This window comes from Marivirga arenosa (genome assembly GCF_030503895.2).
Lineage (GTDB): Bacteria > Bacteroidota > Bacteroidia > Cytophagales > Cyclobacteriaceae > Marivirga > Marivirga arenosa.
In genome coordinates, this window is record NZ_CP129970.2 from 1507195 (window position 1) to 1527088 (window position 19894).

The 19894-nt window shown below is 34.3% G+C and carries 18 protein-coding genes; all 18 read left to right on the forward strand.

Annotated elements, in window-relative coordinates:
• Positions 1-60: 60 nt before the first annotated feature.
• Complete coding sequence (locus tag QYS48_RS06610; RefSeq protein WP_308358047.1) at positions 61-738, forward strand: TetR/AcrR family transcriptional regulator; 678 nt, start codon at positions 61-63, stop codon at positions 736-738.
• A gap of 2 nt (positions 739-740) precedes the next feature.
• Positions 741-2474, forward strand: coding sequence for an ABC transporter transmembrane domain-containing protein (locus QYS48_RS06615; protein ID WP_308358048.1), 1734 nt, complete (start codon positions 741-743; stop codon positions 2472-2474).
• Positions 2467-3849 carry an HlyD family efflux transporter periplasmic adaptor subunit gene (locus QYS48_RS06620; protein WP_308358049.1) on the forward strand — a complete coding sequence of 461 codons (1383 nt, stop codon included), beginning with the start codon at positions 2467-2469 and terminating at the stop codon, positions 3847-3849. Before QYS48_RS06615 ends, QYS48_RS06620 begins: the two co-directional genes overlap by 8 nt.
• Positions 3846-5282, forward strand: coding sequence for a TolC family protein (locus tag QYS48_RS06625; RefSeq protein ID WP_308358051.1), 1437 nt, complete (start codon positions 3846-3848; stop codon positions 5280-5282). Before QYS48_RS06620 ends, QYS48_RS06625 begins: the two co-directional genes overlap by 4 nt.
• A gap of 190 nt (positions 5283-5472) precedes the next feature.
• Complete coding sequence (locus QYS48_RS06630) at positions 5473-6144, forward strand: hypothetical protein (RefSeq protein WP_308358052.1); 672 nt, start codon at positions 5473-5475, stop codon at positions 6142-6144.
• Positions 6145-6151: 7 nt separating this feature from the next.
• Complete coding sequence (locus QYS48_RS06635) at positions 6152-6604, forward strand: hypothetical protein (RefSeq protein WP_308358053.1); 453 nt, start codon at positions 6152-6154, stop codon at positions 6602-6604.
• A 675-nt stretch (positions 6605-7279) separates the two neighbouring features.
• Positions 7280-7912: a DUF3885 domain-containing protein gene (locus tag QYS48_RS06640; RefSeq protein ID WP_308358054.1), complete on the forward strand. Its 633-nt coding sequence runs from the start codon at positions 7280-7282 to the stop codon at positions 7910-7912.
• A 278-nt stretch (positions 7913-8190) separates the two neighbouring features.
• Positions 8191-9531, forward strand: coding sequence for a reverse transcriptase domain-containing protein (locus tag QYS48_RS06645; protein ID WP_308358055.1), 1341 nt, complete (start codon positions 8191-8193; stop codon positions 9529-9531).
• Between the two features lie 135 nt (positions 9532-9666).
• Positions 9667-10260, forward strand: a complete 594-nt coding sequence (locus tag QYS48_RS06650) for an SLATT domain-containing protein (protein WP_308358056.1) — start codon at positions 9667-9669, stop codon at positions 10258-10260.
• 82 nt (positions 10261-10342) lie between these two features.
• Complete coding sequence (locus QYS48_RS06655) at positions 10343-11143, forward strand: hypothetical protein (RefSeq protein ID WP_308358057.1); 801 nt, start codon at positions 10343-10345, stop codon at positions 11141-11143.
• A gap of 418 nt (positions 11144-11561) precedes the next feature.
• Positions 11562-11942 (forward strand): hypothetical protein, encoded by a 381-nt coding sequence (locus tag QYS48_RS06660; protein WP_308358058.1) that lies wholly within the window; start codon positions 11562-11564, stop codon positions 11940-11942.
• 87 nt (positions 11943-12029) lie between these two features.
• On the forward strand, positions 12030-12515 hold the full coding sequence (locus QYS48_RS06665) for a hypothetical protein (RefSeq protein WP_308358059.1): 486 nt from the start codon (positions 12030-12032) through the stop codon (positions 12513-12515).
• A 43-nt stretch (positions 12516-12558) separates the two neighbouring features.
• The gene (locus QYS48_RS06670; RefSeq protein ID WP_308358428.1) at positions 12559-13095 is read left to right on the forward strand and encodes a hypothetical protein; all 537 of its coding nucleotides are present in this window, start codon (positions 12559-12561) and stop codon (positions 13093-13095) included.
• Positions 13096-13423: 328 nt separating this feature from the next.
• The gene (locus QYS48_RS06675; RefSeq protein ID WP_308358060.1) at positions 13424-14401 is read left to right on the forward strand and encodes an alpha/beta hydrolase-fold protein; all 978 of its coding nucleotides are present in this window, start codon (positions 13424-13426) and stop codon (positions 14399-14401) included.
• Positions 14402-14476: 75 nt separating this feature from the next.
• Positions 14477-15328, forward strand: coding sequence for a ChaN family lipoprotein (locus QYS48_RS06680; protein ID WP_308358061.1), 852 nt, complete (start codon positions 14477-14479; stop codon positions 15326-15328).
• Positions 15329-15403: 75 nt separating this feature from the next.
• Positions 15404-15652: a hypothetical protein gene (locus QYS48_RS06685; RefSeq protein ID WP_308358062.1), complete on the forward strand. Its 249-nt coding sequence runs from the start codon at positions 15404-15406 to the stop codon at positions 15650-15652.
• Between the two features lie 185 nt (positions 15653-15837).
• Positions 15838-17685, forward strand: coding sequence for a PLP-dependent transferase (locus QYS48_RS06690; protein ID WP_308358063.1), 1848 nt, complete (start codon positions 15838-15840; stop codon positions 17683-17685).
• 170 nt (positions 17686-17855) lie between these two features.
• On the forward strand, positions 17856-19883 hold the full coding sequence (locus QYS48_RS06695) for a M13 family metallopeptidase (protein WP_308358064.1): 2028 nt from the start codon (positions 17856-17858) through the stop codon (positions 19881-19883).
• Positions 19884-19894: the final 11 nt, after the last annotated feature.

A 19894-nucleotide genomic window follows, 5' to 3' on the forward strand; every position in this document is an offset into this window, starting at 1 on the left:
TTAGAACAAGAATAGCAATTATCCGTTTTTCGATAGTATTACTTTTAATATTGCGAAAAATTGGATTATACTTTGCCTACTATTAAGATTGAGTTAAACCCTCATCTTTATCAAAAAGACCCAGAATCATCTGAATTGGGAAGAAATATTCTCTCCAAATCATTAGAGATGATTGATACTATGGGACTTGAAAGATTTACTTTTGGTAAACTTGCAAAGGCATTATGCACAACTGAAAGTTCGATTTATCGCTACTTTGAAAGTAAACACAAGCTTTTATTGTACTTTTACAATTGGTACTGGAGTTGGATTGATTTACAACTTGCATTCAGTACTACAAATATTAGCGACCCTACCCAAAAATTAAAGCGTGCGGTAGAGGTAATTTGTAAGCCAGAAGATGAAGAGAATAAAATAAACACCTTAAACTATCAACAACTCATAAACATTGTAATTTCAGAATCATCTAAAGCATATTTGACAAAAGAAGTCGATAAAGAGAATAAATATGGTTTGTTTTTAGCTTTTAAAAAGGTATCAAAGCATTTAGCCGAGATAATGCTAGAAATAAACCCAAAGTTTGGACACGCCAATACTTTGGCCTCAACAAGTATAGTGGGGATATTGCATCAACAGTTTTTTGCTGCACATATGCCTTCTCTTTCCGATATTCATTCCGATACTGAGGAATTATCAAATGTTTTTTACCAAATCATCCTTAAAAACCTACAGCACTAAAAATGGACGATAACTTTAAAATACATCCTTTTAATAGATTTCTTCAGTTACTTAAACCTGAGAAAAGCCTAGTTTTCACCATTTACCTCTATGCAATTTTTGCAGGTTTAATTAGTTTATCCTTGCCTTTGGGTATACAAGCAATTATAAACCTCATCATGGGGGGCCAGGTAAGTACTTCCTGGGTTATACTTGTGATTTTGGTTATATTAGGTATAGTGGCTAATGGATATTTGCAGGTACGTCAATTAACTATTAATGAGGTATTACAGCAAAAAATATTCAGTCGTGCTTCATTTGAATTTGCCTATCGTATTCCAAGGTTGCGACTAGACCAAATCAAAAACCAATATCTACCTGAATTGATTAACCGGTTTTTTGATACCATGTCGGTTCAAAAAGGCTTATCTAAAATTTTGATTGATTTTTCTACCGCCTTTTTTCAAATCATATTTGGTTTATTATTGGTGTCTTTTTATCATCCATTTTTCATTGTTTTTTCTTTTTTCTTAGTTCTGCTAATATTTTTAATCGTTCGATTTACTGGGCCAAAAGGACTAAAAACCTCTCTTGTAGAGTCAAAGCACAAATATGAAACAGCACATTGGTTAGAAGAATTAGCTAGAAACGTAGAAACCTTTAAGATGGCCGGTGAGTCTACATTGTCATTAGAAAAAAATGATGAAAAAACTGACTCATACATAAAAGCAAGAAAAACCCACTTCGATGTAATTATCAATCAGTTCTCTTTAATGATTGGTTTTAAAGCAGTAGTGGCCGCAGGTTTATTGTTAATCGGAGGTATTCTGGTAATTGAACAGCAAATGAATATTGGTCAGTTTGTCGCTGCTGAAATTATAGTGATTTTGATTATCAACTCAGTTGAAAAAATGATTTTTACGATTGAGTCGATTTATGATGTATTAACTTCAGTAGAAAAAATTGCCGCTGTAACTGATTTGCCTTTGGAAGATGTCCTCAACAATACAAAAGACTTCAATCAAGAAGAGGCCATGTCTCTTAAGTTGAAAAAGGTTACACTTACGGACAAAACAACCGATTATGTTTACTTAAACAATCTTGAATTGGATGTTAAAGGAGGAGAAAAAATAGGAATAGCGGGGGATACTAATACTGGAAAAGCAATTCTATTACAATTCATAAGCGGCTGGTATAGTGATTATGAAGGAAATATTTTATATAACGGTATCTCTGCAAATGATCTTAATTTAACCGATATTAGAAGAGAAATTGGTGATTGCATGTCAACAGGAAATCTGTTTCAGGGCACCATTGAAGAAAATATAATGATTGGTTCCCCATTATGTAGTTTCTCTGAAGTGCAAAAGGCAGCAGAAATAACCGGTTTATCAGAATTTATAGAATCCTCAAACAAAGGATATCAAATCATGATTTATCCGGGAGACAATACATTTCCTAAAAAAATTCAACAACAAATAAAATGGACTCGAGGTATTTTAGGCAATAAATCATTGATTCTTTGGGAGGATGTTTTCGGAACTACTTCAAGAGAAGAAAAACTAAAGTTCACGGATTATTTGTGTGATAAATCTATCAACAGAACCGTATTGATGGTCAGCAACGATATGAAAATATTAGAAAAGTGTGACCGGGTACTTGGTATGGAAGCTGGTGAAATCATCTATGATATCCCTTCTTCTGAAATAAAGGAAAACGAATGGTTCAAAAAAACTTGTATGAATAGCAATGCTTAATATTAGCCCACATAGCCTAAAAGATAAAATTGATACTAGCAAGTACAAGTCCTTCAGCTTATTTCAGGAAATAAGAGCTGACAAGGTTTTAAAGCAATTATTACTCACTTTTCTGGGTCTAGTTCTGGTAGTGGCCTTTTTACCCTGGACGCAAAATATCAGGGGAAATGGACATGTTACTGCACTGTCACCATCCCAAAGACCACAAGAATTAAATTCCGTAATAGATGGTAGGATTGAAGCATGGTATGTACAAGAAGGTGATTTCGTAGCGAAAGGAGATACTATTATTTTCATACGAGAGATAAAAGATGAATATTTTGATCCTAGGTTATTAGAGCGTACTCAAAATCAAATTGATGCCAAGAGGGAATCTCTAGGTTTTTATAAAGAAAAAATTGATGCTCTTAAAAGCCAAGTGGTAGCAATTGAAGAAAACCGTCAGCTAAAATTAAACCAGGCTAAAAACTATCTTAGACAAGCAGAGCTTCAAATTCAAGCTGATAGTATAGATTATGAAGCAGCGCAAACGAATTTAGGAATTGCTGATCGCCAGTTAGAACGACAAAAAGAACTCTATGATGAAGGGTTAAAGTCATTGACTGATCTGGAAAAGAGAACCTCTAAGTATCAAGAGTCATTAGCCAAGAAGATAAGCGTTGAAAGTAAATTGCTGAGCAGTAGAAATAAACTCTTGAATGCCAAAATAGAATTGAATTCTATTTACAATGAATATACCGACAAGCTTCAAAAAGCTAGATCTAGTTTATTCGAAACCCGCTCAATGCTTCAAAATGCTCAAGCTGAGGTGGTGAAAATGGAAAACCAATTAACCAACTATCAGATAAGGTTTGGAATGTATTATATCACAGCTCCTCAGGATGGTTATATTACCAGAGCTGTCAGCACTGGAATTGGTGAAAACATAAAAGCAGGGGAATCATTAGTTTCCATTATGCCAGCAGAGATTGATTATGCAGTTGAAATGTATATTTATCCAAGAGATTTGCCTCTGTTTAGTGTGGGAAATGAGGTAAGATTAATTTTTGACGGTTGGCCATCTATCGTTTTCTCCGGCTGGCCTATTATTACATATGGTACATTTGGGGGTGAAGTAGTAGCCATAGACCGTTTTATCAGCCCTAACGGAAAATATAGAATATTAATTGCCCAAGATCCTGATGAGCCAGAATGGCCAGATGCATTAAGAGTTGGAGGTGGAACGAATGGTTTAGCCTTATTGGATACCGTACCAGTATGGTATGAAATATGGAGACAAATTAATGGCTTCCCACCAAACTTCTATACACCAGAAAATACTGGAAATGAAAATATGAAAGCAAAAGGTAAATCAGATTCTAAAGAAAAGAAATGATTCGTAAATTCATTCATATTGGTCTATTAGGTTTTATCTGCCTTACTTCAACTAAGCTAAGCCTTGCACAAGATTCTCCCATATTAGGGGAAAAAATTAGTGAGTATGAATTTCTGAACTTAGTAATGGAAAATCATCCCTTAATTGAGCAAGCTCAAAATTTGAGAGAAATGGGTGATTTTGCAGTAATGGCCGCTAGAGGAAATTTTGACCCTGAGCTTTTTTCTAAAAACAAGCAAAAATACTACGATCAGAAAAATTACTATCAATATAGTGAGTCAGGAATCAGTTTAGCCACTAGAACTGGTATCACTTTGCAAGGTGGTTATGATTGGACTAACACAGATGATCTTAATTTACTCAATGATGAGTCAACTTTACCAACATCAGGCTTATGGTATGCAGGCGTAAGCGTGCCTGTTTTGCAAGGTTTATTTATTGATGAAAGAAGAGCAGCACTTCAGAAAGCTTTTGTTGATAGAAGAAATTTTGAGAATGAAGCGCAACTTCTCTTGATAGATATTTTATTACAGGCAAGTAATCATTACTGGCATTTTGCTAAATTTCAAAACCAGAAGAAGGTAATTGAAGAAGGCATTAAATTAGCAACAGAAAATTTTCAGAATTTTAAAACCGCTTTTGAACAAGGAGATAAGCCTGCAGTGGATACTCTAGAGGCTTCCATTCAGTTACAGAATCTTCAAATACAAAATCAGCAGCTAACAGTTGACTTAGCCAATGCTCGTCTAAGTCTATTTACTTTTTTGTGGGGTCAGGATCAACCTCTTGAAGAATCAGGAGTAGAAGCAAGCCCCATTAACAATATCCCAACAAGAAGGATTGATAGCCTTAGAGCTACTCTTCCTATTTTCATTCAGGAACACCCTGCCATTCGAGAAAAGGAATATAAAATGCAGAAAATTCAGATTGACAATAGGATGAAAAGGGAAAAAATGAAGCCCAAATTGAATCTCGAATATAATTTACTTCAAGACCCTTCTAATAATTTGAGTGAAATAAGAGGTTTGGATAATTATAACTGGGGTTTAAAATTTAGTATGCCATTACTATTGAGACAGCCTAGAGGAGAGCTAAGAATGAATGAAATCAAGCTTGAAAACATAAATCTTGAATTACAGCAAAAAAAACTCGCGATTCAGAATAAGGCTCGACAGTATGAGAATACATTCGCAAATATTGAGCAACAGCTAAACACTTATAAAAATATTGTCACTCAATATGAGGATTTGTTGGAGGCAGAGCTTAGAAAATTTGAAATAGGAGAAAGTAGTATTTTCTTAATCAACTACAGGCAGATGAGTTTGATTAATGCCCGAATGAAATACATTGAGCTTCAAGCCAAATATAGGTTATATTACCGTCAGTGGCTCCATAGCCTAGGGGCAAAACCAGAACTATGGTTGGCGAATTAGGTATACATATAACTGTAGATTTAAACGTTTAATATTCGGTTAATTTTGATGCCCTCTAAAAAACATGGCTCTAAACTATATTGGGCCTTTTTTACCTCTAAATAAATTGTTAGATTATTATAAATATATAGCAAATACGTGTAGCTCGAGGTGCACGTATTCAATTGTTGTAGCACATTAAAAAAACGACATGGCAGAAATTGTTTGGAGATTGAAACCTAAGAATGAAGACTTTAATTACACAGATTTGGTAGTTAAAATTTCGAATGATGAAGATATAAACTTGAAAGACTTTGAAGTTGGGCAAGTAAATAGTATTGTCCATTCATTCAAAGATGAAATTATTGCCTATCTGATGGAACATGGTTTTACCAGTTTAGTTGAATCCGAATTGATTTTGGAACATGTTGTAACAAAAGGTACAACTGATGATAAAATTGTAAACTTAATTCAAGCATATATGGATAAGGTCGACATTGATTCCGAGCTAATAATTGTTGACCCTTACTTCTTTGCAAATCCTAAAAATCCAAATTATGTTACGGTTTTGTCAGACATTTTGGACAAATACCTGCCAACAATAGATGATTTGATTATTGTTACAAGCAACCACGCTATAGTTCCTACAATCAAAACACAAATTGAAACTGCAATTAAAGCTAAAAAGCCTTCAATCAACATTTTGCATAAAATAAACAATGATTACCATGACAGATATTGGATATCTAATAATCGAGAAAAGGGATTAGTTATTGGAACTTCACTAAACAGTTTGGGGAACAAAATTGCCCTTTTGGATAGGTTAAATACTTCTGATGTGCGAGCAATAGTAAACGAATTAAATAACGATGGTTTAATTTAATAACCCTATGGCAAATTCATTTAGACATTCGGCAGGTTTTGGAAAACGAATGGAGTATTGGCTCGTTGGTCTTATGCTCAAAGAAGGTCTTGACGTGTATATGCCACTTGTAGATGATTTCGGAATTGATGCGGTAATAAGAAAGCCAAATGGTCAATTTATTGAACTTCAAATAAAAGCTCGTTCAAAGGACGTAACTTTTGGTGATGCCGCACTTTTCGCAGCAATCACTCATGAAATAAGGGAAAATTATTACTTCCTGTTTTACTCGGAAAGAATGGAATCCATGTGGCTTCTTTCCAGTGAAGAGTTTATTAAGGAATCTACTCAAAACAAAACAGGAAAAAATAAAGGAAAAAGGTCAATTTGGTTTAATGGTAAAAACACCAAATTACAAAAGGAACATTGTAAACCTCAATTTGAGAAATACCTAATTACTGACTTTGAAAAATTTAAATAATAACGTGCTACAATCGAGTAGACGGCCGTGAGCTATAAGCCCACGGTGCGCCTCTCACACCACTGTACGTACGGGTCTCGTATACAGCGGTTCGTCAAGCATAATATAGTCGCTCTTTACACCAACTATACCTCGATTCTACTTTTGGGATAGGGCTAGCAAAGCCTCCCAATCGGATTTTCGAATCACCTGACGTTCCGTCCTTCATCATTTTGTGAGACCTCCGTAGCGCTTACGGCTCGTTACCCATGACTACTATGACTTCTGCTGACTTCTTGGCTCATAGAAACCGAATCTATTCCAAGACCTCCCCAGAGCCTGTCCCGCCTTAGCGGGATAAGGACATATTCCTTCCTCCGATTCCTGATACATCTACACAATAAAGATTGTTGGTCAAGGGCTTTACAAAGATGTGCTTGCTCACCCTCCCTATCGTGCCTCTGTATGTACTTCCTGTTCGTCAGTACCGGATTTTGTAGTCCCGCTTTCTTCACTGCATTCCTCACGAAAAACCAGCTTACGGCTTACTAACAGACTTCACCAACTCGCCTGCAAGGGACTTGCACCCTCTGGAATAATATGGTATCTTCGATACCAGATGCCCATACTGGGCACACACAAGGTGTATAGTGCATACCCTGCGGGATACGCACCATACACAAACCGTTTGCAATCATGAGGAAGCAACTAGAATCAGATCTCGCATACATGAAAGACAGTCAATCAAACCTGACTGACTTTAATACAATCGAGCGCAATTTGAAATTTCATTTGCGATTTGAATTGGGTGATCCTTTCGAAAACGAAACGGAAGAAAGAGTTGAACAGGCGACTAAAAGAGCAATAGAATTGTTTGAGAATCACATTGAGGATTCTGAACTCTACATCCTAACATATGATTTCGGTGACGATATGTTTGCCAGAACTCCATCCTATTTATACGAACTGCTAGACAAAGCGGAACTCAGAAAAGGAGAATATCAAGAAAACCTTGCAATTCGATATTTCATTGGTGAAGAGGTCGAACGGGAAAACGGACAACTCAACATTTACTTCGGAAACAGAAGCTCATTTGATTACAAGTCTATATTCAAAGGAATTGCGAATACCGAAATGGGATTCGATCCTACAATTCATCAGTTGGTTTACTTTTTCCAGCCGAATACCAAACGCTGGTTCTGGATGTACGATGATCGAGGCTGTTTAATGTTCTCGAACGAAGCAACTGACTTGATTGACAACTACCGAAAATTTGACAGTTGGATTGTAGAGGTTCAACGACCAGAAATGGCCAAACAATTTGAATAATACGATTGCCAACATTCTGTCATAAATCATGGCTGTTTGTAGGTTATTCTTACTTTAGCTCTTTGTAGAAAGCCCGTCAATCCGAAGGATTGACTTACTGTGTGAAAATAATTTAGTAAGCCAATCCTGCGGATTGCCTCGGTAGTTAACTGAAATTTTCATACTTTTATTCCGCCACGCTTGATACAGTGGCGTTAGGCACAATCATGCAGATTACCCATTAAACGTAATGACATTAATGATTTATGGAAATTATGCAATACTTTAATGTCGAGTACTTGACCCACTTATACAAGGAAAAATTAGCAAATTCTAAGGCAAAAGGAATTGATAAAAAAAACTCAATTAGTTTTAACAAAAACTTCGACTCAGAGCTTTCAATTATTGTAAGAAAAATAAACCTTGGGACCTACAAATTTAGCCCTTACGTTGAAAAGCTTAAATTAAAGGGTCGTAATAAAGAACCGAGATTAATCTCTATACCAACATTAAGAGACAGAGTAGTATTATTAGCAATTAAAGAAATTCTTCATGAAACGTTTCCAAATGCTGTTAATAGGAAATTGCCTAATAGTTACATTCGTGATGTGAAAAAATATCTTGAGAACCTGTCTGGTTCAGAATATTATATAAAATTGGATATCGAAAAATTCTATGACAAAATTGATAGAGAAATTCTGTTACAAAAGCTAAAAAAACACAATTTGCCTGCTTCTATTATTCAATTAATTGAGCAGGCATTAAATACACCTACAATACCAATTCATGCAAAAAAAGAGACTTACGAAAGTTTTCATAAAGAAAAAGGGATTCCTCAGGGCTTATCAATTTCGAATATTCTTGCTCAGATTTATTTAACAGAAGTTGATCAAGTGATTGACAAAAGAGATTTCTTTTATCGAAGATATGTAGATGATATAATCGTGGTAAACCATACCAAAATTTCTAATTTCAGATATAAGAATATTGAGAAAGCTCTTAATCTAATTGGACTTGATCTTAATCATCACAAGACTGAGCAGAATTATTTAAACGAGAGTTTTACTTTCTTAGGCTATAAAATTACTCCGAACAAAATTTCAATTGCTGATAAAAACGTAGAACTTTTTATAAGAAGAATTGCTGGTAAGTTTACGTGGTTTAGAAAAGGAATTGTAAATGAAACTAGTAGACCAATTTGGCTTCAGAATAATGAAAGGTTTAAAGAAGTTTTTATTGAAGAATTAAATGAAACAATAACAGGTATTATTTCTAGTTCAAGGAATTATGGTTGGCTTTTTTACTTTTCAGAAATGACTGACGAAAGCTTACTTCACCGCATAGATAAAATTATTTCACGCTTTTTTCATTCACTTGAACAGTTTGATAATACAAGGCCTCCTTCATTAAAAAAAATATCTAGAGCTTATAAGGTGATAAAGTTTCAGCGGAATAAAAACTACATAGCAAATTATGATAACTTTGATACAGTGAGGAGAAAACGTGAATATCTCACTTTTAGGGGCAAAATAGATCCCGAGGCAAATTACACAGACGCCCAAATTGAGGACTATTTTGAACGTTTTAGAAAAAGACAACTTGAGAAAGTTGAAAATGATACAGGATATAATTATAATTAAGACTTAGGGGCTACTTCCTTTTTAGGGACTTGCAATGCAAGTATTTGTAAAATAATCGCATTAATTGCGCTTTGATTTCCGTCAGGAAAAATTGTACTCATGTTATATTAAGTAGCCCCTTTTATTTCTATAAATATGGAACAAGAAGTTGAAAGATGGTATAACAAGCTTTGGGAAACCAAGGGTGCTAGATTTATTGCTGCCCACCGACTTGAATTACACGAAAAGTTGTCAGTCATAGCAATTAGTCTAATTTCAGTTTATATAATTTCATTAAACCTACTTGTTTTATTTCCCGTCAGCAAAAGATCAGAGTTATTCAATAATCTAAATATTACATATTCGACTATATGCCTTTCTATATTAATTCTTGTAGTTTCACTAATTATCAGCTCCAGAAACTATAAATTGAGAGCAGAAAAGTATCATGAATGTGGCAGGCAAATTATGAGGCTGCATGATAAAATTTGTCTTTGGAAGAATTCAAATTATTCACCAAGTAGCGATGAAATTGAACAAATTAGTAGTGAGTATTTAAACGTTCTTGATAAATATGAAAATCACAAACGTATTGATTTTTTAACTTTTCAGGCTAACAATTTATTACATTACAAAGATATATCATGTAAGAAATTATTCTGGTTGAAGGTGAAATCACTTTATTTTGTACAGATTATTGGGATTTACCTTCTACCAATTTTTTCCCCATTAATATTGTTGATAATTTAAAAGAATGTGCCTAACACTATATATGAAATCATAGCAGCCTTCGGAATGCTACGCTTCTTATACATAACGTTATCTTTAAATTATGCGACTTTTTATAATTATACTTTTTGTTATAAGTTTTTCAGGTCTTCAAGCACAAGACTATGAAAGCGTCCACATCGAAAAAGGTAGAAATCCTGACATTGATAATACGATATTTAAAACTGGAAGAGGATTTCTATACCAACTATCGATTTATGAATCAGGGGATGAAAAGCAATTAGTTTTTTCTGATACAGATTGGGATTTTGAGGAAATTTCTCAAGAATCTTCTAAAGGCCAAGTGAACAGTATAATCTATTTAACTGCTTCAGTAAATAGATCAAAAAGAATTAATAAAAAACAAACAGAAGTAATAATTGGATTTGAACCACAAGGAAAAACCTTTCAAAATACAGGGATCGTTGAAAATGCTCAAAATATCTGGTTGCATCCACCCAGAAGCAACTTCTTTAAGATTTTAGAACTTTGTCCATTTCCCTATGTAAAGTTTTCCTCAGCCGATTTGAAATGGCAGGATAAAATAAAGATAGATCAAAAATGGCAGGACAGCAGATGGGCAACATGGGAAGGTGATCAGACGATTGATTTAATTTATGCCAATAAAGGATTCAAAAATATTGCGTCTCATTTGGGAGAATTTCGATGCTTGATAACCAAAAGCACCGCAAAGAGTACATTTGGGGAATCCATTTTAACAACTTATTTTAATTCTGAAGTGGGGTTCGTAAAAATGGAGTACGAAATTTTAGGCAGGTACACAGTCCTTTTAGAACTTGTTGAAATAAAAGAATTCGGTGAAATACTAAGCCCAGAAGATTACTTAATTAAGAAAAGAAGATAACAAATACTAAAATGAATATGCGAACTGATCCCTTGGAAGATGGAATGCCGCTATATTTTTTTCAATAGAAAAAGGTGTTGGTTTATTCAAATGTTCGTAAGCAATATAATGTAATGCTTCCTGACATAATACCAAAGGGTTTAAGAATATTGGTTGTAAATAATAGATAAAATGAACCAATAGATTAAAAACCCAGCAGTAAATAAAATGGCTGTTATCCCAAAAGCTATGCTGAATGGATTAAGATTCTGTATATTCAAGTCGAATAAAATTTATAAATGGATGCAGAAAAGTGCCGGCCGTTTAGGCAGGGAAAGTACACTTTGAAAAAACCAGAAAGCTCATTAGGTGGAATACACTGAGAGCCTTAAGGGCTTAGAAACATTTTGGAAAAATAAAACCAATTAAATAATACAATATGCTAGAAACAATCTCCGCCACAATCTTTACCGCATTCACCTTTGTTGTAATCCTATTTCAAGGATGTTTAGCCGCTGGCGCACCATGGGGAAAAGCATCAATGGGGGGCAAATACCCAGGAAAATATCCCTTAAAGATGCGATTCGTTGCCGTCCTGAATATGCTAATTTTAGCTTTTATGTCAGCAATTGTTTTATCTGAAGCAAATTTGTTATTCCCTCAACTAAATTCAATTTCTAGTATCGGGATTTGGCCTATAGTTATATTTTTTATTTTCGGTACTATAATGAATACCATTACTCCCAGTAAAATAGAACGTATTTGGGCTCCTGTGGCTTTAATACAATTTATCACGAGTCTTATTATAGCAATTAAATAAGCCTATATTGCGTTTCTTTTACAAACTGTGAATAGAACCATAGCAAACAGCTTCTTTACCAATATAGGGTATCTATTAAAACAAAAAATGAGAGCAGCATTCCTCCTATTAATTTCCTCTTTATTATTGAGCTGCTCAAGCGAAGCACAGATTTATCCCGATAGAAACTGGGGTCTTAATCAAAACCCTGCTTTAGATGGCTGGGGAGATACGGAACGATCAACTTTTACACGCTATATCATTGATAGCACTAATGTTACTGGCCTAGTTATTATTCATAAAGGTCAAGTTGTACTTGAATATGGGGACTTAGAAGAAAACAGCTATATCGCATCTTGTAGAAAAAGCATATTGGCAATTCTCTATGGTAAATATGTGGAAAATGGTCAGATCAATTTAGATAAATCACTTGGTTCACTAAAAATTGAGGATCATTCTCCCTTACTGGAAATTGAAAAGTCAGCAACTATCAAGGACGTAATATCAGCACGTTCAGGCGTTTTTTTACCCGGATCCAATGGGGGTGATTTTAGAAGACTAGCTCCCCAAAAGAGGATCTGTAAAGCCAGGTAGTTATTGGCTTTATAGTAACTGGGATTTTAATTTAGCAGGTTACATTTTTGAACAGCAAACGAAGAAAAATATATATGATGAAATAGAAGAGCAATTAGTACAGCCTCTTCAAATGCAAGATTGGAATAGGTCTATACAACTAAAAAATGGAAATCTAGAAGTATCGAAGTTCCCGGCTTACCATATGTGGTTTTCTACTAGAGATATGGCACGTATTGGCTTATTGATGCTTAGAAAGGGAAAGTGGAAAGATACGCAAGTTATTCCTGAAGAATGGGTAGAAGAAATAGTAACTCAAAGAACATCTTATCAAGAGGCTCAAAAAAATGCACCCATCTTAAAAGAAGATGGACTTGACCTAGGCTATGGATATATGTGGTGGTTAATTGAAAACACAGACGACAACAAACTTAAAAATGCTTACTCGGCTCAGGGTGCCTTAGGACAAAACATTACAGTTTATCCTGAAATAGATGTAGTGCTTGCCTTTAAAACAAAAAGTGATTATGGGAGAAGAAATAGCATTCAAACTCAAATGAAACTGATAAGAAAAGCTGTGGAAATCTATAGCCCAAATTAAAATAATGTAAGTCTTTAGTATATAAATATCCAGCTGCTTAGGTTTAGAGCAGCGCTAACAATGAAAATTAAAATTTACAATGATAGCATTCAAAATAGAGTTTTATCATCACATTAACTTCTCCTAACTAAAATGAGAAACAACATCATTACACTTCTATTATTACTGATTGGGCTTAACTACGCAAAATCACAAGATTCGGAATCCTTAATTATCGGTACAAAACATCAAATACATTCTAACATCCTGAGTGAAGAGCGGGAGTATTGGGTAAATCTGCCAGATATCATATAATAATGAAGGTGGTTCTTATAAAATGTACCCTATATTGATCGTCCTAGATGGAAACGCTCACTTCAAATCAATATCTGGAATGTTAAACTATATGAGTTCTGGATATAATGGAAACATTGAAGTTCCTGAAATGATAGTAGTGGCGATTCAGAATGTAAACAGACGGAGAGATTTTACTCCAGATAAAGTGGTTACCGTTAGAGAAAATGATACGGGAGGAGGGGAAAACTTTCTATCCTTTCTGGAAAATGAACTTATTCCTGAATTGGATCAGAAATATAGAACAATTCCTTATCGAATCCTTTTCGGTCATTCTTTAGGGGGCTTGTTAGCAACACATGCTTACATGAAAGAAGAAACCCTTTTTAATGCTTTTATTGCAGTAGACCCAAGTTTTGGAACATGGGATACTGAAACTATGGATCAGAAACTAGCCGCTGTTAGTGAAAATTCCTTTAATAGATATTTGTATCTCGCTACAGCTAATTGGGGGAAAAGAAATTTCACTAACCGTGATCGTCATTTGAGATTATTTGAAGCATTAAATAGTAAATGTGAGGGTCCATTTCCCGCTAAATATGAGTACTTCGAAAATGAAAACCACGGTTCCGTACCTCCACTCGCTTTTTATAATGCGATTACATCCATTTTTGAAGGGTATGGGGTATATTATCGAGATATTAATGATAGTGAACAACTAGTACAACATTTTGAATTGTTATCTAACAGGCTATCCTTTGAATTTAATCCTCCAGAGTATTTGGTAAATAGAGTTGCTTATTATTTACTTAGATCGAAAGATAAAAAAGATAGATCAGAAGCCTTAAAGCTTTTCGAACTAAATACTAAAAACTATCCTAATTCCTTTAATGCATTTGATAGCCTAGGTGAAGCTTTTGAGGGTTTAGGAGAAAACAAAAAAGCCCTTCAAAATTATGAAAAATCTATTGAACTAAATCCCAAAAATCAACATGCTAAAATGAAAATTGAATCCTTAAAGAAAAGTAAATAAAATGTAGATATTAGTATTTAAGTCTCCTTTCATTTTAATAAATTCATCCTTGGTATCATAAATATTATACTTTTAATGAAGAAGCTCTTTTTTATACTTTACTTTTTAATTTTTGCAAATGTTGTATTTAGTCAGAAACAGCCCTATGTGATTTACAAAGCTAATGGAAAAGAGGTTTCTTACGAAAAGATGCTTAAATCACTTCAAAAAAGTAATATCATCTTATTTGGAGAGTTGCATAACAACCCCATTGCACATTGGCTACAATATGAAGTAACTGCAGATCTTCATGAATCTAAGCCACTTATTTTAGGAGCCGAAATGTTGGAGGCTGATAATCAAGAAGCATTGAATCACTATTTAATCGATAGCATAAACTATAAAGCTCTTGACACCCTAGCCAGACTTTGGCCGAATTATAAAACAGATTATGCTCCGCTAGTTGATCTCGCTAAAGATAAAAAGCTAGAATTTATTGCGACTAATGTCCCAAGAAGGTATGCCAACCTAGTGTACAGAAAAGGTTTTGAAGCACTTGATTCGCTTTCAGATCAAGAAAAAAAATGGGTTGCACCTTTACCAATTATTTTTGAGCCTGAATTACCAACCTACCAAAACATTCTAAAAATGATGGGAGAGCACGGCAGTCCAAAGTTAGTGATGGCTCAAGCGATAAAAGATGCTACTATGGCTCATTTTATATTAAAGCATTATCAGGAGAATCATACTTTTATACATTATAACGGAGCCTACCATTCCGATAAATATGAAGGCATATTGTGGTATTTAAAGCAGAAACGGGATGATTTAAATTATGCTACTATTTCAACTGTATCACAGGTAAATATTCATGAACTAGAAGAAGAGAATCTCAATAAAGCAGATTTTATTATTTGTGTGGATAATGATATGACGACTACTTACTAAGAATTGAGTAATCCCTTTTAGCATTGAAATATTATTTACTACTTTCATGCTTTTATTAAGATTTGCAAAACATAGATGGGAGTTTTAAGAACGGTTTTTAGAAGAAATACACATAACTCATTTTTCAAAGCCTTAGCTGGTTTCGGAAGGTCCATGAATAGATTTTATGAAAACAAGAATTATGATTCTAAAAGCAATGGAGAGGAACTGCTCCTAAAAAAATTAGCGAAACTAAATCCTAGAATCGTTTTTGATGGAGGTGTTAATATTGGAAAATATTCGAAGTTGCTCAGAATCACCATTAAAAGATTGGTTCTAAAATAAAGGAAAATTATATTTTTAAATTTTATCAAAGAAAATTGGATAGTCTTACGACTTAGTTTATGAAATAACACTTTCAGCATAACTTTGTCAACAACTTCTTCTTGCTTAATTTCGTGTTCTATTTTTGATAGGAAAACAATGGGTTTTAACAAACAGTAACAAATCCCGAACTAACATATTAAATTATGAGCGAAAATAAAGTCTTAAATTATATCGATGATGTAGTGAATAATGTTCCATCTGATTGGTTAAAACTTACTACTCACAGATTAGATATTTACAATGAAGATTTAGCAAAAACTGAATTTCTTCAACACTTTAATAACTTATTTGAACAAGGAAACTCTGAAACCTCCACACTGAGCGAACTTCCTACCGCTTATGATTATATTAGATTAGGCCACCCTCTGTCAACTGTATTAGAATGGTCAATCGCAAAATTAAATGGTTTAAAAGCCGATCAAGTTATAAGTTTTGCATCTCGCACTATTCCCATATTAGCTGTATTAAGAAAAAACCTATTTGATAAAAAAGAAACAATACTTTATTATAAAGGAGAGCTTCCTGAGTCCTTGGATTTAGATACAATTCAACAAACGTATAATTATACGTTAAAAATTCAAAAAATTGACAGCCTTGATGATATTGAAAAGTTTAGCGGAAGCACCATTTTCTTTCAAGCTACCAACGACTTAGGAAAGGTAGAATTAAACGAAAATATTGACTTTTATATTAATTCTCATAGTCAGCTAGGAAGTGTATTAATGGTAAATGGTGCTAAAAATGAAGCATACATTCCTGCTATTCAGCATGTAAGAAGGAGGGAAACCATTGCTATGACTCCTCAAAATTCGTATAGTGCCTTACAATTAATTCAAGGAAACAAAATTGCTGCTTTTGATCAAGCCAAATTTGAATCTGATAAGAAATCCGTTCTTGAGTCAATTCGAAAAATAACAGCTTCCGAAACAAAGGCCTTATTAGGATCATGCGGATTATCAGTTCAATATGCCATTATGATGGGATTGATCGAACATGCCATGAAACAACATCCAGGCAAAGCCATAAAAATCATAGTGCCACCAAACTGTTATGGAGGAACAAATGATCAGGCAAGAAGAGTAGCCGCAGCTGTTGACAATGTTGATATCATGGATTTACCAGTTGATGGTGATAATGATATGGTACAATCAACTGACAAAGTTTTAGATGAAGCAGCAAAACTTGATGCTGTTCCATTAATTATTGCAGAAATCCCAACCAACCCTAGAGTTGAGGTTCCAGATATGGACGCTCTAAGAAAGGCTTTGGTGAAAGATAGAAAAACACCTAATGGGGAAAATGCCACTGACCCCATATTCATACTTGACCAAACATTCTGCCCTAATATTCAATTTTTAAGTGAAGAGGGTATTCTTTCAGAAGTTCAGGTTATTTCATATGTAAGTGGATCTAAATTTCCGAGTGGCGGTAAGTGCACAGCTGGTTATGTTACGGCTAATAGAAAGGCCTCTCACCTTATGGATTCAATTGAAAAGCATATAAGATTATGTGATAATGAAGCAACTCCTTTGCAAACTGAAATCTTGGCAGAACAATTGCCGTCTATGAATCAAAGAATTGCGGATGCCTACAAAAATACGAGAGAGTTTGTAAATTTTATAAAGGAAACTTTGCCTTCTGCTAAAATAAATTTTGTTTCTGAAGAACTGGCTAAGCAAGATTTTACTCCGTCAGTATTTTCCTTAGATCTTCCTACTAAAGGCAACACAGATGAAGAAAGAGAAGAATACAAAAGAGCTTTAAACCAAAAGCTTATTGATATGATGATCACAGAAATTCCAAATGAAAGTAAATACTGCGTGAGTTATGGTCAGCTAAAAGGTTGCTATTGGACTATTCCGGCTACCTCCACACAAGGAACTACTAAAGAAGAAGATAAAGACTATATAGCAAGAGTTTCTGTTTCTCCAGACTTAGATTTAGAAAAGCATAAACAAGTATTTGCTGATTTTGTGAAAAGCATTGATTAAGAATCATATTTTAGATCTTTATTTAAAATCGCACAGGATATTTCTTGTGCGATTTTTTTATTTTAAATCTTTCTATAACCACTATTAACCTTTGGTCTAATCTCCGCACGGATAATATCAAATTTATTCCTTAACTTATTTGATAATTTTCTTGCATTAAATCCTTGACCATGAAAAAAATTCTAACACTTTCTATTGCAGTACTAATAGTATTCGCTTGCAATAGCCCTTCTGAGAAATCAGAACAAACTCAAAAAATTATTAAAATTGAAGGCATTGATTCTACCATGAATCCTGGTGATAATTTCTTTCGCTATGTAAATGGAATATGGTACGATTCTGCTACCATTCCAGAAACACAGGCAGGAGTAGGAGCTTATCGCTTTATGAACTATCCTCAAAGGTTACGATTACAAAACCTATTGGACAGTGTATCTCAAACTAAAAATGCAGAAGGAAGTATTGAACAAATGGTGGGAGATTTTTACGCTTCTGGTATGGATATGGAAAGTATAAACCAAAAGGGATACGAACCTATTAAACCCATTTTATTTAAAGTTGAATCCATAATAGATGTTCCTTCATTAATGAATTTTGTTGCAGAACAGTCCAAGATGTATAACAATACTATCGTAGGGTTTTATGTGGGACCAGATGATAAAAACAGTAAAATTAATATAGCTCACGCCTATCAAACCGGATTAGGTCTGCCTAATAGAGACTATTATTTCGAAAATAATTCTTCCACTCTTGGTATTCAAAAGGCATACAAAGAATATGTCACTACGCTTTTTGAATTGAGTGGTTTGGATGAAGATGAAGCTAAAGCATTTGCTAAAACAGTATATGAAGTAGAAAAAAATCTGGCTGAATCACACAGAACCAGAGTGGAGCTTAGAGATGTAAAAGCTAACTATAATAAAATGGCTGTTGCAAGTTTAGATGAAATGCATCACAATATCGCTTGGTCGAATCTTCTAAATAAGATGGGAGCCTCCACTGATTCAATTGATGTTGGACAACCTGAATATTACAATAAACTGAATGAATTGTTAGGTAGCATTTCTATTGAAGATTGGAAGCTTTATTTGAAAGCTACAACTATGCGTAATTATGCCGCTCATCTGAGTAAAGATTTTGTTGATGCTGAATTTGCCTTCACTAAGGTGATTTCCGGACAAGCAATTCAAAAAACCAGAGGTGAAAAAATGGCAAGCGAAGTTGATAATCTTCTAGGTGAAGCTTTGGGTCAATTATATGTGAAAAAGTATTTTCCTGAATCCGCTAAAGAGCGAATGTTAGTATTGTTAGAAAATGCTCAAAAAGCTTATAGCAATAGAATTGATAATTTGGAATGGATGACGGATAGCACTAAGGTAAAAGCCAAAGAGAAGTTGTTTTCTATTACCAAAAAAATTGGGTATCCTGACGAATGGAGGGAATATGGCCAGGTAAAGGTAAAGCGTAATGATTACTTTGCTAACATATTGTCTGCATCAAAAGCAGATTATGAATATAATTTGGCAAAATTAGGCCAACCAGTTAATAAGAAAGAATGGTATACCACTCCTTCAACTGTTACCGCTTATTATAATCCTTCGGCAAATGAAATCGTATTCCCAGCTGGAATTTTACAACCTCCCTATTTCGATTATGAAGCAGATGATGCTTTAAATTACGGAGGAATTGGGATGGTAATCGGCCATGAGTTGACTCATTCGTTTGATGATCAGGGAGCACAATTTGACAAGGAGGGAAATGTCAACAATTGGTGGACAAAAGAAGATTACGAGAAATTCAGGGCTAAAACTCAGGATGTTATTGATTTATATAGCTCCTTTACTGTTTTGGATACTCTCCACATAAATGGCGCCATGACAGTTGGTGAAAATACTGCAGACTTAAGTGGACTAGCGGTTGCCTATGATGCTTTCAAATTAACCAAACAAGGGCAAGACACTGCAAAAATCGATGGCTTTACACCTGATCAACGATTTTTTATGTCACTTGCCAGAATTTGGAGAGTAAAAATGAAAGAGGAATATCTTCGATTATGGATTAAAACTAATTCGCATTCGCCACCCATGTGGCGTGTAAATGGTCCACTAATGAATACCCCTGCTTTTTATTCTGCTTTTGATATTAAGGAAGGGGATGAAATGTATTTAGCAGAAGAAGAAAGAGTAGCGGTTTGGTAAATGTAAAAGTG

Excerpts from the sequence above, each read along its gene's own strand:
- QYS48_RS06615 (WP_308358048.1), top strand. The coding sequence starts at position 741 with ATGGACGATAACTTTAAAATACATCCTTTTAATAGATTTCTTCAGTTA.
- QYS48_RS06620 (WP_308358049.1), top strand. The coding sequence starts at position 2,467 with ATGCTTAATATTAGCCCACATAGCCTAAAAGATAAAATTGATACTAGC.
- QYS48_RS06625 (WP_308358051.1), top strand. The coding sequence starts at position 3,846 with ATGATTCGTAAATTCATTCATATTGGTCTATTAGGTTTTATCTGCCTT.
- QYS48_RS06630 (WP_308358052.1), top strand. The coding sequence starts at position 5,473 with ATGGCAGAAATTGTTTGGAGATTGAAACCTAAGAATGAAGACTTTAAT.
- QYS48_RS06635 (WP_308358053.1), top strand. The coding sequence starts at position 6,152 with ATGGCAAATTCATTTAGACATTCGGCAGGTTTTGGAAAACGAATGGAG.
- QYS48_RS06640 (WP_308358054.1), top strand. The coding sequence starts at position 7,280 with ATGAGGAAGCAACTAGAATCAGATCTCGCATACATGAAAGACAGTCAA.
- QYS48_RS06650 (WP_308358056.1), top strand. The coding sequence starts at position 9,667 with ATGGAACAAGAAGTTGAAAGATGGTATAACAAGCTTTGGGAAACCAAG.
- QYS48_RS06655 (WP_308358057.1), top strand. The coding sequence starts at position 10,343 with ATGCGACTTTTTATAATTATACTTTTTGTTATAAGTTTTTCAGGTCTT.
- QYS48_RS06660 (WP_308358058.1), top strand. The coding sequence starts at position 11,562 with ATGCTAGAAACAATCTCCGCCACAATCTTTACCGCATTCACCTTTGTT.
- QYS48_RS06665 (WP_308358059.1), top strand. The coding sequence starts at position 12,030 with ATGAGAGCAGCATTCCTCCTATTAATTTCCTCTTTATTATTGAGCTGC.
- QYS48_RS06680 (WP_308358061.1), top strand. The coding sequence starts at position 14,477 with ATGAAGAAGCTCTTTTTTATACTTTACTTTTTAATTTTTGCAAATGTT.
- QYS48_RS06685 (WP_308358062.1), top strand. The coding sequence starts at position 15,404 with ATGGGAGTTTTAAGAACGGTTTTTAGAAGAAATACACATAACTCATTT.
- QYS48_RS06690 (WP_308358063.1), top strand. The coding sequence starts at position 15,838 with ATGAGCGAAAATAAAGTCTTAAATTATATCGATGATGTAGTGAATAAT.
- QYS48_RS06695 (WP_308358064.1), top strand. The coding sequence starts at position 17,856 with ATGAAAAAAATTCTAACACTTTCTATTGCAGTACTAATAGTATTCGCT.